This window comes from Bordetella genomosp. 11, from assembly GCF_002261215.1.
Taxonomy (GTDB): domain Bacteria; phylum Pseudomonadota; class Gammaproteobacteria; order Burkholderiales; family Burkholderiaceae_B; genus Bordetella_C.
This window is the reverse complement of record NZ_NEVS01000001.1, coordinates 676,768-690,629: the sequence shown is the minus strand read 5'-3', so window position 1 is coordinate 690,629 and position 13,862 is coordinate 676,768. Positions and strand designations below refer to the sequence as shown.

General features: G+C 60.2%; 11 protein-coding genes. 4 read left to right on the top strand and 7 right to left on the bottom strand.

What is annotated here, in order from left to right; all coding sequences use genetic code 11:
- Nucleotides 1–29: 29 nt before the first annotated feature.
- Nucleotides 30–1,052: a Bug family tripartite tricarboxylate transporter substrate binding protein gene (locus CAL28_RS03065; protein WP_094839922.1), complete on the bottom strand. Its 1,023-nt coding sequence runs from the start codon at nucleotides 1,050–1,052 to the stop codon at nucleotides 30–32.
- Nucleotides 1,053–1,411: 359 nt separating this feature from the next.
- On the opposite strand from CAL28_RS03065, the gene CAL28_RS03060 reads away from it, so the two are divergent.
- Nucleotides 1,412–1,735, top strand: a complete 324-nt coding sequence (locus tag CAL28_RS03060; protein ID WP_094839921.1) for a hypothetical protein — start codon at nucleotides 1,412–1,414, stop codon at nucleotides 1,733–1,735.
- 192 nt (nucleotides 1,736–1,927) lie between these two features.
- On the opposite strand, the gene CAL28_RS03055 is transcribed toward CAL28_RS03060, so the two are convergent.
- A complete protein-coding gene (locus CAL28_RS03055) occupies nucleotides 1,928–2,803 on the bottom strand; it encodes an N-formylglutamate amidohydrolase (RefSeq protein WP_094839920.1) in 876 nt (291 codons plus the stop codon).
- Between the two features lie 64 nt (nucleotides 2,804–2,867).
- The gene (locus CAL28_RS03050) at nucleotides 2,868–3,848 is read right to left on the bottom strand and encodes a tripartite tricarboxylate transporter substrate binding protein BugE (protein ID WP_094839919.1); all 981 of its coding nucleotides are present in this window, start codon (nucleotides 3,846–3,848) and stop codon (nucleotides 2,868–2,870) included.
- Nucleotides 3,849–4,116: 268 nt separating this feature from the next.
- Between CAL28_RS03050 and CAL28_RS03045 the strand changes: the two genes are divergently transcribed.
- The gene (locus CAL28_RS03045) at nucleotides 4,117–5,025 is read left to right on the top strand and encodes a LysR substrate-binding domain-containing protein (protein ID WP_094839918.1); all 909 of its coding nucleotides are present in this window, start codon (nucleotides 4,117–4,119) and stop codon (nucleotides 5,023–5,025) included.
- An 81-nt stretch (nucleotides 5,026–5,106) separates the two neighbouring features.
- Here CAL28_RS03045 and CAL28_RS03040 read toward each other — a convergent pair whose 3' ends face one another.
- The 4 genes from CAL28_RS03040 to CAL28_RS03025 all read right to left on the bottom strand — a co-directional run bounded on the left by CAL28_RS03040 (nucleotide 5,107) and on the right by CAL28_RS03025 (nucleotide 9,323).
- The gene (locus tag CAL28_RS03040) at nucleotides 5,107–6,243 is read right to left on the bottom strand and encodes an acyltransferase family protein (protein WP_094839917.1); all 1,137 of its coding nucleotides are present in this window, start codon (nucleotides 6,241–6,243) and stop codon (nucleotides 5,107–5,109) included.
- Nucleotides 6,244–6,256: 13 nt separating this feature from the next.
- A complete protein-coding gene (blaOXA, locus tag CAL28_RS03035; protein WP_094839916.1) occupies nucleotides 6,257–7,078 on the bottom strand; it encodes a class D beta-lactamase in 822 nt (273 codons plus the stop codon).
- Nucleotides 7,079–7,444: 366 nt separating this feature from the next.
- The gene (locus CAL28_RS03030; RefSeq protein ID WP_094839915.1) at nucleotides 7,445–7,891 is read right to left on the bottom strand and encodes a carboxymuconolactone decarboxylase family protein; all 447 of its coding nucleotides are present in this window, start codon (nucleotides 7,889–7,891) and stop codon (nucleotides 7,445–7,447) included.
- Between the two features lie 517 nt (nucleotides 7,892–8,408).
- Nucleotides 8,409–9,323, bottom strand: coding sequence for a tripartite tricarboxylate transporter permease (locus CAL28_RS03025; protein ID WP_094839914.1), 915 nt, complete (start codon nucleotides 9,321–9,323; stop codon nucleotides 8,409–8,411).
- Between the two features lie 1,417 nt (nucleotides 9,324–10,740).
- Between CAL28_RS03025 and CAL28_RS03020 the strand changes: the two genes are divergently transcribed.
- The gene (locus CAL28_RS03020; RefSeq protein ID WP_094839913.1) at nucleotides 10,741–11,424 is read left to right on the top strand and encodes an NYN domain-containing protein; all 684 of its coding nucleotides are present in this window, start codon (nucleotides 10,741–10,743) and stop codon (nucleotides 11,422–11,424) included.
- A 118-nt stretch (nucleotides 11,425–11,542) separates the two neighbouring features.
- Nucleotides 11,543–13,684, top strand: a complete 2,142-nt coding sequence (locus tag CAL28_RS03015; RefSeq protein ID WP_141218131.1) for a hypothetical protein — start codon at nucleotides 11,543–11,545, stop codon at nucleotides 13,682–13,684.
- Nucleotides 13,685–13,862 lie beyond the last annotated feature (178 nt).

Below are 13,862 nucleotides of genomic sequence, written 5' to 3'. Positions count from 1 at the left end.
AGCACGGGCCGCGTGCGTCGCATCCGGCGTCAATCCAACTTGATGTTGGCCCGCTTGACGATCGCGTCAAAGGATTTGAAGTTCTCGACGGTCTGCGTGGTGAAGGCGGCAGGCGTGGTGTAGCGCACATCCAGGCCCTGCGATTCCAGGAATTTCCTCAACTCGGGCTGCTGCAGCGCGTCGGAGATTGCCTTGGACAAGGTTTCCGTGATTGCCGGCGGCGTCGCCTTGGGCGCATAGAAACCGAACAGGTTCTCGGCGCTGAAATTCTTCACGCCCGCTTCGGAAATGGTCGGCACGTCCGGCAGCATCGGCAGGCGCTTATCGGCTGCCACGGCCAGCACGCGCACGGCGCCGCTCTTCATGTGCGGCACCGCGGCAGGCGCGCTCAGGAACATCAGGCTGGAGTTGCCGGCGATTAGGTCCATCAATGCCTGCGAACCGCCGCGATATGGCACATGGGTCATCTGCACGCCGGTGGTCAGCATCAGCAGTTCGCCTTCCAGATGCGACAGCGTACCGATACCGATCGAAGCGAAGTTGTGCTTGCCGGGCTCTTTCTTCAACAGCGCGATAAGTTCCTGCAGGTTCTGCGCCGGCGACGACTTAGGCACCACCAGGATGTGCGGAGCCAGCGCCACGCCGGCAACGGCCGCGAAATCGTCGCGCAGGTTCACGGACGGCGGCGTCTGCGCGGCGGCCTTGTAGATGGCGGAATCGGTGGTACAGCCGAACAGGATGGTGTAGCCGTCAGGCGTCGCGTGCGAGACGACGGACATGCCGATCAGGCCGCTGCCGCCGGTGCGGTTCTCCACGATGACCGATTGCTTCAGCGTCTCGGACATTTTCTGGCCGATGCTGCGCGCCAGCGTATCGGTGGCACCGCCCACCGGGTAAGGCACGACGATGGTAATGGGCCGGTCGGGGAACGCCGCGCGCGCCTGGCCCGGGGCCAGCACACCCGCCGCCGAGGCCATCACGGTAAGTCCCAACACCGATAGGCAGCGGGCAAGGAGGCCGGTGCGCGACCGGCGTTGCAGAATCTGGGCCATGAGAATTCCTGACGGAAAGTGAACGCAAAGGGATGCCTGCACCTGCCAGGCCGGGTACTAATGTTGGTATTTTTCCCGTTTTTGGAACACTTCACCATCCGGGGAATACCCGGGTATGGGATCTGGCTCCCACTAGGGCGGCTGCTTCGGCAGGTACCCGATGATTCTTGCCGGCCCCACCTTATCCCGGCGCAGTACTGGCGCCGGGCAGGCAGGCCAATTCGGGCTAACATCGCGCTGCTTAAATCGTCTATTTCTACGCGGCTGGCTGGAATTGCCGGCTGCATCAACGGTGAGCGTCATTGCCTCTTGCAAGCTCCGATCCAGGACCTGGATCGAAAAACCATCAGGAGATGAATATGTTTGTCGCCGCGCAGGCCCCGGCAGCGCCGGTATATCTGGAGTGCATAGTCGACAGGCCGACCCGGAAGTATCCCTTCAAGGTGACCATCGATGAACAGAACCAGTTCGTCACGTTCGAAGACTCGGGCTCGAATTTTGTTTACCGTCTCCCGGCCACTTTTTCGGCGTCAACCGTAAGTTTCGTTTATGAGCGGTACGGGAACGGGCCGGCGTACCAGATCAGCCGGGTGGATTTATCCGTGAGGGAAACATTCAGCGCGACGGGCCAATCCTCGCCGGGAAAATGCGCCATGGAGAAGGTTTTGAAGCGGGCCTTCTAGGCCCATGCCATCCCATGGCGATGGCACGGGACGACTTGTGACGCTCGACCAGCGGGCGCAGTTCCGGAACCTGGGGGAGTTTGGGAAGACAGGCGGCCCGCAGAGAAGGCGGACCTACTTCCCCATTTCCGCCGCGCTGATTCTGCAGCCCGCGCCAGCGGTTCCCTCACGCCCCGGGCGATAGGCGCCAGATCAGGCGATCTGGCCGCGCATCCAGGCCACCAGGGCCTCGCTCAAGCCGCGCAGGTCAGCCTGCAGACGCGCATAACCCTCATGCGGACGCAGGGTGACCTCGTCCATGTAGAGCTTGCGATTGACTTCGATCTGCAGGCTGTGCCGGCCCGCGGCGGGATTGCCGAAAGCGCGCACCAGCTCGACGCCCTTGTAGGGATCGTTCTCGGTCACGTCGTAACCCTTTTCGCGCAGCCAGGCCGCCACGAACTGGCGGAATTCCCGTGCGCTGGTGCTGCCGTCGCGATCGCCCAGCACGAAGTCGGGATGGACCAGCCCCGGCTTGTCCGTTGCGTAGGCGCCGGCCACGCTGGGCATGGAATGGCAGTTGATGTGCCACACCTTGCCGAAGCGCTGATGGGCGGCATCCAGCAGTTGGCCCACGGCCTGGTGGTAAGGCTTCCAGCAGGCATCGATCCGGTGGTGGACTTCCGCCACGCTCAGCTTGCGGTTGTACAGCGGGGTGCCGTCATCCAGCATGCGCCAGATCAGCCCCTTGCCCAGCTTGACCTTGCCCGTCTCGTTCAGCGGACCATCCCAGGCCCCGTCCAGCAAGAGCGCATCGATTTCGTCGGCCGCGCGGTTGGCGTCGATATAGGCGCGCGGGAAAGACGCCGCCACCATGGGCACGCCGAGCTCCAGCGCCCCGCTCCACAGATCGTCGATCCAGGTGTCCTCCGCGGTGCGCAACGCACCGAAATCGATGGCGGGCGCGAAGTCGGGGGGATAGGTGGTGCCGCTGTGGGGCGAATCGAGGACCAGCGGGGAGGAGACGGGAGCGGCCGGGTAATTGTCCGGCGCGTAAAGGCGGTAGGAAAGCGGCTGGGTTTTCAGCATAGGGAGAACAGTTCGGATTCGAGAAAACGGGCCGGGGGATGTATCGCCCGGCCCGTTGCTACGGTCAGTCGACCTTGACGTGGGCTTCAGCAGCCACACGCTTGTTCTTGGCGATCTCGGCGTCGATCTGCTTGGCGAAAGCTTCCGGCGTGTTGTTGGCCGGCGCGGCGCCCAGCGCCTCCAGGCGGGCCTTCACGTCTTCCTCGCCTTCGACCTTGGCGACGGCGGCATTCAGTTTGTCGACCACGGCCTTGGGCAGCTTGGCCGGGCCCACCAGGCCGAACCACGCCGCGTCGTTGACGGCGGGCAGGCCGACTTCGGCGAACGTCGGTACATCCGGCAGGGCCTTGACGCGCTGGGGCGCGGCCACGGCCATGGCGATCAGGCGGTGGGACAGCACGTGCGGCAGCGTCGAAGGCAGGTTGTCATACATGACATCGACCTGGCCGGCCAGCACGTCGTTCAACGCAGGACCCACGCCGCGGTACGGCACGTGGACCAGGTTGGTGCCCGAGGCCATCTTGAACAGCTCGCCCATCATGTGCGAAACCGAACCGTTGCCGGCCGAGGCGTACGTCAGCTTGCCCGGCTCGCTCTTGGCCAGCTTGATGAACTCGGCCATGTTCTTGGCGCCGAGCTTGGGATTGATGGCCATGATGTTCGGCACGGCCGCCAGATTGGTAATGGGCGTGAAGTCCTTTTCGGCGTCGAACGGCAACTTGGCGTACACGGCCGGGTTGATGCCGTGGGTGCTGGCGGTGGCGATGCCGAGCGTGTAGCCGTCCGGCGCGCTGTTGGCGATGGCCGCGCTGCCGATGGAGCCGCCGGCGCCGCCGCGGTTCTCGACGACCACGGTCTGGCCCAGTTCACGGCCCAGCTTGTCGGCGAACAGGCGGCCGATGATGTCGGTGGTACCGCCGGGCGGGAACGGCACGATCAGGCGGATGGGCTTGCTGGGGTAAGCGTCGTCGGCATGGGCCAGGACGGGCACGGCGGCCATGACGGCGACGGCGGTCAGGCCGAGGATGCGTTGCTTGAAGAGCATGGGGATCCCTTGTGGAAGTGTTTTAAATGCAGTGGGGTTATGCAAGCCCGGCGATTCTTGGCTTCCGCAACAAATTGTGCAAACGAAGAATTCTCCGTATGCTATGAAAATATTTCATACCTGACGGCATCTGCTGATCCTTGCCGCAGCCTGGACCGCCGCGGCGCCGCCCGCTCGCGTTAGCAAGGCACAAGCCGGCCGGATCGGGGCCGACCACGCCTCACGGCCTCCCATCCAGCCGATCCCGCCCTTTCCAATCCCTATTTTCATGCGCCGCCTCTGCCCTTCCCTGACTGATCTGCAGGCTTTCGAAATGGCCGCCCGCCATGGCAGCTTCACGCGGGCCGCCCAAGAGCTGTCCGTCACGCAAGGCGCGGTGAGCAAGCAGGTCAAGCAATTGGAGCAATTCGTCGGCGTCGAGCTATTCCTGCGACTCCGGCATGGATTGGTGCTGACCGAAGCGGGACAGGCTTATCTGGCCAAGATCCAGGTGGGGCTGGGGCAGATCGAGGCGGCAACGCTGGAACTGATTTCGCACAAAGGCCAGGGCGGCATGCTGCACCTGACCAGCATGCCGACCTTCGGCGCGCGCTGGCTAATTCCACGCCTGGCTGGTTTCATGCGCCTGCGGCCCGATATCCATGTCGAATTTCTGCCGCACCGCCAGGGCTATGACTTTTCGACGCCGGAACTGGACGCCGCCGTGCGCTTCGGCGAGGGGGTATGGCCGGGTAGCGGGGCAGACTATATCGTCGGCCGCGACGTCGTGCCGGTGGGCAGCCCCAAGCTTTTCCCGCAACCCTGCGCGACCCCGGAGGAATTGCTCAAGCATCCGCTGATGCATCACACCTCGGCGCTGGAGGGCTGGACCGACTGGTTTGCCCAGGCCGGCTGCGACATCCGCCGCGCGCGCGAAGGCGCCCGCTTCGATCAATACAACCTGCTTTCGCAGGCCGCGGCGGCGGGCTTCGGCATCGCCCTGATCCCGCGCTGCCTGATCGAAGACGAATTGCGCGACGGCAAGCTGGCGCCCGTCATCGATCTGCAGATCCGCGCCCGGCAAGGGTATTACCTGTGCTATCCCGAGACCAAATCCTATCTGCCTACGCTGCAGGCTTTCCGGCAGTGGCTGATGGAGGCGTCGCGGGTGGCGGAACCGAGGACGGACGGCGGCTGAAGCCGGGTGGGGCCGCATGCTGCTACCCGGGCCATCCGATCCATGTCATGGCTCCCTTCCCGCCCGAGGTTCCGCTTCTGTTTAACGAAATTGCCTGGGGATCTCACGGACAACTCGCGTCAAGCCCAGCGATTGCCGCAGATAGCGGTTAAGCGGCGTGGAATAACTGTGCGACACCAGCGCGCCCAGCAGGGTCGAGCCAACAAAATAAGCCAGCAGCAAGCCGAGCCTGGTACCGCCCTGGTAATGTGTGGGCGGCATGCAAGTGCGCAGCAGGCCCAGCACGAGCAGATGCAGTAGGTAGATCTCGTAGCAGTCGCGCCCGCAGCGCCTTAGCAGGCGCCAGGCCACGCTGGGCGAAGACGGGGTCACCGCGGGCCGACCAAGCAACAGCAGTGCCGATCCCAGCGCCATCGCACTGACGCCGAGGACGTTGCTCTGGCTGATTGGCCACGCCAGGTAGAGCGCAGCCATGGCGACGCCTGCGAACGGCCGGACGATAGGGCGCCGCAACGCCGGCCACGCCTGTCGTTGCGACAGCACCGCGGCGCAGCAGCCGATGGCGATCGCGTCGAAGCAGGCGAGATAGCCATAAAGCCAGGCCTCGCCATTACCCTGATTCGCAAGCCGGTAGAGCGGGCCAACCACGATCAGCAGCGCAGCCAGCGCCGACAGCCACGCCTCGCGCCGCAGCAGCCCGCAAGTCAGCGGAAACAGCAGGTAGAAGGCCATCTCTACTGACAGCGACCACATCACGCCCAAGACATAGTTGATCCATCCTTCGCGGATGACCAGCACATTCATCCAGGCGCCGAGCGCGGCGGCGTTGGCGGTCCAGAGCGATACCGCGCTGCCCGCGCGGTTACCGAACAGCGGCAGGCCGCCCAGCGCCAGCGCGTCGACGGCCACTAGCGTCAGCGCCAACGTGGGCAGGATCCGCGCCAGCCGCAACACCCAGAACGGAATCGGCCGGATCGCATCCAGCCGGCCCCAGCGCTCGAGCGCGTTGCGGGTGATCAGAAACCCTGAGATGACGAAGAAGATCGTCACGCCGTAATTGCCGTTGCGCGCGATGGCCTGCAGCAGTGGCCAGCCCGCAAAGCCGGCCAGCGCCGTATCGCGCAGCGGATAGGCGATATTGAAGTGATGCAACAGCACTAGCCCGATCGACAGTCCGCGCAGCATGTCGATGCCATCATCGCGTGTCGCGGCGCTCATGGCGGGCGCCAGCTTACTCGCGGGGCGCGTCGGCCATGGCGGGCCAGTCGCGCATCAGGTCATCGCGGGCGCGCAGGCCGGCGTTGGGCTTGGTAGCCTGCTCGTCCTGCACCAGACGGGCGAACACCAACTGGCGGCCGTCCTTGCGCGCCCAACCGACAAACCAGCCGTAGGCATTGGCCGGCGTGTAGACGCCGTTGCTGCCGGGCGAGCCGGTGCCGGTCTTGCCATACAGACGCCAGCCTCCGGCTTCGCCGATCTCGAACAGGTTCTCGGCCAGGTCGTATGCCGCGGCCTTGACCGGCAATTGCCGGTTGACCACCTTGCGCAGGAATGCCAGCTGTTCCAACGGCGAGATGCGCAGCGACGAGATGATCCACGCACCGTCGGTGCCGTTGTGCTTTCCCGGTTCGCCCGAGACGTCTTCGTTACCGTAGTGGAACGCGGAGGTATAGCGCTGGAACCGCTCCTGCCCCAACGCCTTGGCGGTCCGCTGCGAATACCAAACCACCGAATACTTGATCCAGCGCGCCGGATCCGTGGGCTGGCGCCAGGCATCTCCGCCCCAGTCCGGATAACCGGACTGGTAATTCCAGACCGGCTCGTGCGGGCCTTTCAGGACGCCGGCGTCCGCGCCCATCAGGGCGATGGCCAGCTTGAAGGTCGAGGCCGGCGTGTAGCGCGTGGCGCAGGCCTGTTGCGTGCCTTGTTGGAACACGATACGGCCGTCGGCGGCGTCGGCCACCACGGTGCACAGGACCGCCGCCTGGGCGGGGACCGCGACCAAGGCAGACAGGGAGAGGATCGCGCCGAGGGCGGACGAAGCAAATTTCATGAGCGATGGTAGCCAGAAGCGGGCGAATCGCATGATACGTCAACTTCCTGGGCGGTCTGCTTTCAGTCATCGCGCATTGCGCCGCCAGGCGAACTGATGGCAATGAGGCCACGGGGCACCGTGTATTGAGCATCCAACTCTGTTCGTCCAACTCTATTTCAGAGGCCCTGGACTCATGCTTCTTCCAGCTTTAACCAGCGAATCACGGCAGCGGATGCCGCGCCTGAATTTCACCGGTACGAATCCAGAGGCGCGTCGAGGTATTGCTTCAGGTCATGTATTGAACTTGCCGCGAGTGTTGAGTCGCGTCTACCAGCTAAACGTAAACCTGTCGTCTCATAGATGCGGGTGCACGTTCGAGCCAGATCACGGCTTGGCGGCGACGGGAAGCCGAAATGGCGCTCCCAATCGGTTGAAGGCGTTCATTGCGGCGATCGTGATCGTGAGGTCGACCAGGTCTTTAGGGGTGAATTGTGCCGAGACGGCGGCATACGCCTCATCGGAGGCATGCGTTTCGCTGACGCGAGTCACCTCCTCTGCCCAAGCCAGCGCGGCGCGCTCCTGGTCAGAGAATAAATGAGGCACCTCGTCCCACACCGGTACCAACGTGATCTTGTCGATCGACATGGTTTTCCTGAGATCGCGGCTATGCATGTCGATGCAGTGGGCGCAGCCGTTGATTTGCGAAACGCGTAGGAACACGAGATGCACGAGTTCCTCCGGAAGGTCCGTCTTCTTCGTGACGTAATGGTGTATACCGAAAAGTGCCTTCGCGCCGTCAGGTGCGATCTCTTGCCAATTCAAGCGGGTCATCTCAGTTCGTTCCTGTCGTTGGTGATGAGTAGCGTCGCGGCCGGCGCGCCCCGGGTCGCCTATCGCCTTCGGCCGCGACCCATCTCATGACGCTAAGTTACCCCACCGGGGTATTGGTGAAACAGGCCCAAAAATTATCGAAACGACTGGCCCAAGATGACTAACGTTTCCCTCCAAGCTCTGGGCCCGCGTGCGGACGCGTGCCGTACGCGCTCAACCTCGTTCGATACGCTCAGATCGGCCACCACTCACCACCGCTACCTGATTCATCGTCCCCCCTCGAACTCAAAGCTCTTCATTCGAAGACAACCATTCAGGTTCATACGCGCCGAGCGCGCGTGCTGGGAGCTTGGCTTGCACTCGCTGTGCCACCACTTCGCGCCTGGCCGACGGCATCAGGATTCTCGACTCAAGACATCCTTGGTCGCGGCATTCTCCAACGCCAAGCCGACCACTATAGGATCGTTTCATCGCCGAAACCGGCCGCAGCGGGCGCGATAAGGAGCACCGCGGATAGTCAGGCACTTGCCAGTCGCATCGATCGTTTCTTCCACATGAATAGCGATGCCGCGCAGATCGCCATGCTCAGCGCCAGCGACGTGGCGGACAGCGGCCGCAAGGCAAAACTGGAAAAATCCCCGCGCGACAACAGCAGCGATCGGCGGAAGTTTTCTTCCACAAGCGGGCCATATACCAAACCGAAAAACAACGGGGCGCTTACGCAATTGAGCCTATTCCACAGATAACCGGCGGCACCGAATGCGGCTGTGGCACAAATGAAGAACGTATCGAAATTCAGCCGCCAGTAGATGCCGATCGCGGCAACCAGCACGGCGCCCAAGAACACCGTGCGATAACGCGAGCGCGGCAGCTTGGCCCACAGGCCGATTCCCAGCGCGCCCAGCAACACGCTGGCCGGAGGGATACCGTGTTGCAAGGCGTCAATGCCGAAGGCGAAGCGCACCACACCGGAACTGACGTCGGTGCCCACCAGACCCAACAACAGTCCCAGAACCACCATCGCTATCGCCTTGAGCAACGATCCGCGAGCCAACGCCGCTGCACACGTCAGATTAAGCACCAGCCACGAAAAGAATTCCGGAGGTCCCAATTTGAATGGAAAGGAAGAGACAAGACTGGGATCGAACAGAGTTTGAAACGCCTTGCTTAGCACCCACGGCCCAAGCGCCAAGATCAAGATTCCCCAGTTGAATGCTGGGATGCGTCTCTCATGAACATTCTTGAAGAACGACCTGATCAGGATGGCCGCCCCCAGCAGGACCAACATGACACCCAGCCAGAACGGAAGGTAACCGGGCCCCATCCGGCCGGCGGTTCCCAGCGGGTAGCTCAAAGCTTTCCAGGCGAAGCCCGCTCCGAAAGCGGCGAACATCAACCCGGCCGCGCAATCCTGATTACGGTAAGGACGCATGGCTAGGTCCTCCTCCAATCCAACACGACTTTCTTCCTCTTTGAATATGACCAGTAGTTGGGGGTAACCCCCCAATTTATAGCGATTGCGGATTCAGCCAGTCACCCAACACCCTATTTGAGTTCGAGAGATGGAGGGGTGCAATGGTCGGTACTTACGGCGCCGTGGCAGCAGAGAGGAAGTCTCAGATCTGGAAAGACGGCACCTCTTTAGCAATCCCCCGGCGTCCTGCACATCACGAAATGGGCCTTCGGGAGCGAAATAGGGCCAGAGCCCGCGCCAATGCTCGTATAGCTGAAATTCCCCAATCCCGAGCCGGCTGACCGAAGCCCTAAGTCAGGTGAATTTCGACGGCCCTCGTGTCGATGTCCGGTCAATTTGGAACCACGCCTCCTTATAGATCAACGACTTACACAGATCGCATCATCCACTCTGGAACTGGCGTGTCATCGACGACGGAATTTTGCGAGTGAGTTTTCACCCAACTTGGAAATTTGCGAACTACGCGTGGACGCCCGCTGACGACCCAGAGCGGTCCTTCGCGCTTCCCCGAAGCGGACGTTCCGGTGCTATCTCCGTTTCCGCGCCTTCATAGTTTCCCGTTCGCGCCAACCTCGCAAGTTAAGGCAGATGCCCACGTTTTGTCCAATGCATTGCTATGGCGAACGAACGATGTCTGAACGCCGAGGAACGCCTTCTAGTGGGGGGTCGCAAGGAGGAGGGCGGCAATTTTCTCGTTGCTGGAAGCCCTTCCTCAACCCAGATGAGTGCCAGTTCGGCCCGTATTCAGCCGGTCATTTGAAGGCAGCGATCACAATATCTGGAACTCAAGAGCTGTCGAGTGGTAGGCGCTCCATCGTCCGCTCAAGATGGATTACTAGCTTGGATGGGCTCATCTGGAGTCCAGTGCATGCTTCCTTCATTTCAGTCAAGCCGCCTGATCTCTAGACAATTATGTGTGTCGCCTCAATGATGCCGACTGGCGTCATGTCGGGAGCGAACCTCCATTCCTTTCACAAGCCGGACTCTGGACGGCGGTCTGTTAGATTGCGCAATCAGGAGCCGCTCGTTGCCCTCGCTCGTCGAACAGTGAACACACTCTTCGCTTCGATGGAACTCGAGTTTGACACAGCGACCTTCGAGAAGCTTAGAAAAAGCTCCTTAAGCGAAGATGAACGGCGGCCGCGTTCTTGGGGGTATCAAGGCGGAGAGCGCTCCCGGAAAACGGCGCCAGTTGCGGTAAGATTCTTTCTACAAAAGGCAGGGCATACCGCGTTGGGTCAGCGCATAATCAAAAGTTGGTGAAGCCGTACCTCGGCAATGCCACACAATACGAGAAAGAGCGTCGTCAACAATGGGACACATTACTGTATTGGTTGATTTCGACAACTGCCGAAACGATCGTTTGGAGCGTGCAATGGGCCGAGGCAATCCCAGCTTGGCCGATTACAGGGATGTATTCGATGAGATGGTCGGCGGCGTGGTTTCCAAACTCCGCAAACCCGGCATGCGGGCCGAATTTAGTTTTCGCTTTTATGGCGGCTGGTTTGAGTCGGTTTCGGGTGACCCGACGGACCTGCATAACATGGTAGTCCAATGCATCTCAGCGCACCCCCGACAACTCAGCGGGCAGCGCTTGAATTTCAATATCGCGTACGCGCCGCTTTTTCGCGGGGAAATGCGTTTTGAAGCGACGCTCCGCACGGAGGCCTGGAATCGCCCAGAGGGAAAAGTCAGCGATTTGGCGACGTGTATGAGAGCCACAGGGAGCGATCGGTGCCCAGCCGTGCAGACGCTTAAATGCTGGATTCGCGGTAAGTGCCCAGAATCCGACTGCCCCGGGCTCCTTCGCGATGTGGCGAGCCGGCGCGGTCAAAAGCTCGTCGATACGTTGTTGGTCGCAGATGCAGTGATCGCTGGTTCATCCGGCCTTTATGATCAGGTTGTCATCTTATCGGCAGATGAAGACCTCCTCCCCGGACTGCTGTTTCAGAGCAATCGGAAATGCACAATGGCGCTGGCCCGATTGAACTATTCTTCACGCGTCGGGAGGTATGACCGAATGCTGCAATTGGAAGGAGTTGATATCCATGACCTCTAGTATGACGCCAAATGTCGAAGACCGAGTTCGTCGGGACCTCGTAGCATTCGCGGACTCTCGGACGCAAATCGAGTGCAACGGCGATGAGTTTCGATGGACTTGGAGGCGCAAAGTCTGCGTGCTCAAGGTGCTCGAACTCGGCAGCGGCGATGTTCCGGAACGTGTCGCGTTCAATGGTGAGGAATTTACGTACCCCGATTTCTTTGCCTCAGAGGAGATGGGAGCCTTAGCATGGCTCGCTGAGGAAATAGAGCGAAGTCTGGCGATTCTGAAGAGCAATTACCCCACTGAGATCATTCCGGCAAAGGTGCGCGTTGAGGACGAGGGATCTGTCACTACGTTCGAACAGGCACTTAGGGAAATAGCGGGTGCAGACGCCCAGCGCACGTCCCTCGTCTTCTTGCAAGGTCGTGCGGGTGATGGGAAGAGCACCAGCCTGATAGACCTTACTCAAAAACAAGCCGCCGATTTTGCGAGCGGGAGAGGCGACTTCCTTTACCTTTACATAGATGCACAGGGACGTGCGTTATCTAGGCTGGACGAGGCTGTTGCACTGATTCTTGACGACTTAAATTCCAATTTTCGCTATCAGTCACTGGCCGTCTTAACCCGTCTTGGGCTGGTCGTTCCCGTAATTGATGGCTTCGACGAATTACTCGGTTCCGGCGGATATGCGGAGGCGTTCGCCTCTCTTGAGGCGTTCCTTTTCCGCTTGGAGGGCCAAGGGACAGTAGTCACTTCGGCGCGATCAACCTTCTATCAGCAGTCAGCTTTGAGCCGAGCGGCCGCGCGCCTTTCAGGCGCTTCGACTTCTGTCAACATCGTTATCCATAACATTCATCTTCTGCCGTGGGACCGAGAAGCTACACAGCAGCTACTGCAGAAGCTGGGTGCAGCGAAGTACCTACTCAGTGATCCTGACGATGTACGCGAGGTCGATCTTTACGCGATGGCCCAACGACACATCGGTGCAGGGGCGGACGAAATTCTTTCTAGTCCGCTTCTCACAGCTGCGTATGCCAGCTTACTTAAGGAACAGGGAACAACCTCTAGAACCAATGGCTCCATTGTAGAAGCCGCCATCCGAGCACTTGTTCAGCGCGAGATAAAAGAAAAGCTGTTGGGAGCACAGGGAGATCAAATTCTCGACGAACGCCAGTTTGAGCAACTCTTCGCCGCCGTGGCGGAAGAGATGTGGTGGCAGGAGACAAGAACGCTCGATGACGAGACGCTCGTGCTCCTAGCAGACATGACTCTAGAACACTTGGGAATTGATAAGAGCAAGGCCAGAGCGCTGCTTGGGAAACTCTCTAGTAACGCCGTTATCGAGCTCGGTGAAGGCGCTCGAAAGCTTTCGTTTCGCCATGAAATTTACTTTAGTTTCTTCCTTGGAAACTACTTTAAAAACACAGTGCTCGCAGGGTCTCCGAAAGAGTTGGCCCGCCTGCTGAGCCGGACAGTTTTACCGGCCACGCTAGCGCGCCAGTGCGCTTGGCTCTTGAAGGATGACGAAGAACTTGGTCGTTATTTAAGTATTTTGTCGTCCCCCCCTGGCGAGTCAGCTGCTTCAGATTTAATTAATACGAACCGCGGCTCTCTCATCGGAGGCGCGCTGAAGCATTCGCCGGAGAGTATCAGACCGCTAACGGTATCGCACGCAGTATTTTCCGGAACTGATTTATCCGGCGTGCGTGCAAATGGACTGATATTTTTGGCCTGCAAGTTTGACGAAGTGGATATGACCGGGATGTGCGCAGATCAAACCACCTTTGAGGACTGCACTTTCCGCCTGCCACTGGTCGATGACAACACCAACGTTAGATTTCAAGGACTTAGATTAGGAGAAGAGATCATCGGTATGCGAGTGCGTAGGGATGGCAATGAGTTCGTTCTCTACAGAGCTGCTCAAGATAAGCAATTTCTGGAAAACCTTGGTTTGCTAGATACCGGCAGCCAGCCACTACGCTCACTGGACCAACGCGAGCGTCGAGTTCTTGAAAATGTCGAACGAGTCGTTAGGCTTGCATCTAGATCAATTTATTTCTCCGAAGAGGATCTAGAGAACCGTAAGCTTCGAACGGACGTTCTTCCGATAGGAGCGAAACATGGTATCTGGACGGCAGCAGATAAACAGCGAAGCGGTTCGCGGACACTATACCGACTCAACAAGACGCAGGATTCGTTGATTGCCGGTGCTATGGGGGATGGCTCTGACAATGACGTCCTTGCCTTCTGGCAGGATATGTTCAAGCAGTGGTAAAACTGAAATGTCATTCGAGAATGGCGACTAGCAGCTTTAATATCTCGAACACACGTCATGTCGGACTGAGCGACTGCTTCTCTTGCTGCCAACCACTATCATTCGTGACGGTATAACTACTGCTGCAATCATCGTGACACTTGTTCGCATGCCGTTCGGAAGGTCGGCCTGGGCGCTC

Bases quoted from the DNA above. Each gene is read 5' to 3' on its own strand.
- CAL28_RS03065 (WP_094839922.1), bottom strand. From the start codon at position 1,052: ATGGCCCAGATTCTGCAACGCCGGTCGCGCACCGGCCTCCTTGCCCGC.
- CAL28_RS03060 (WP_094839921.1), top strand. From the start codon at position 1,412: ATGTTTGTCGCCGCGCAGGCCCCGGCAGCGCCGGTATATCTGGAGTGC.
- CAL28_RS03055 (WP_094839920.1), bottom strand. From the start codon at position 2,803: ATGCTGAAAACCCAGCCGCTTTCCTACCGCCTTTACGCGCCGGACAAT.
- CAL28_RS03050 (WP_094839919.1), bottom strand. From the start codon at position 3,848: ATGCTCTTCAAGCAACGCATCCTCGGCCTGACCGCCGTCGCCGTCATG.
- CAL28_RS03045 (WP_094839918.1), top strand. From the start codon at position 4,117: ATGCGCCGCCTCTGCCCTTCCCTGACTGATCTGCAGGCTTTCGAAATG.
- CAL28_RS03040 (WP_094839917.1), bottom strand. From the start codon at position 6,243: ATGAGCGCCGCGACACGCGATGATGGCATCGACATGCTGCGCGGACTG.
- blaOXA (WP_094839916.1), bottom strand. From the start codon at position 7,078: ATGAAATTTGCTTCGTCCGCCCTCGGCGCGATCCTCTCCCTGTCTGCC.
- CAL28_RS03030 (WP_094839915.1), bottom strand. From the start codon at position 7,891: ATGACCCGCTTGAATTGGCAAGAGATCGCACCTGACGGCGCGAAGGCA.
- CAL28_RS03025 (WP_094839914.1), bottom strand. From the start codon at position 9,323: ATGCGTCCTTACCGTAATCAGGATTGCGCGGCCGGGTTGATGTTCGCC.
- CAL28_RS03020 (WP_094839913.1), top strand. From the start codon at position 10,741: ATGGGCCGAGGCAATCCCAGCTTGGCCGATTACAGGGATGTATTCGAT.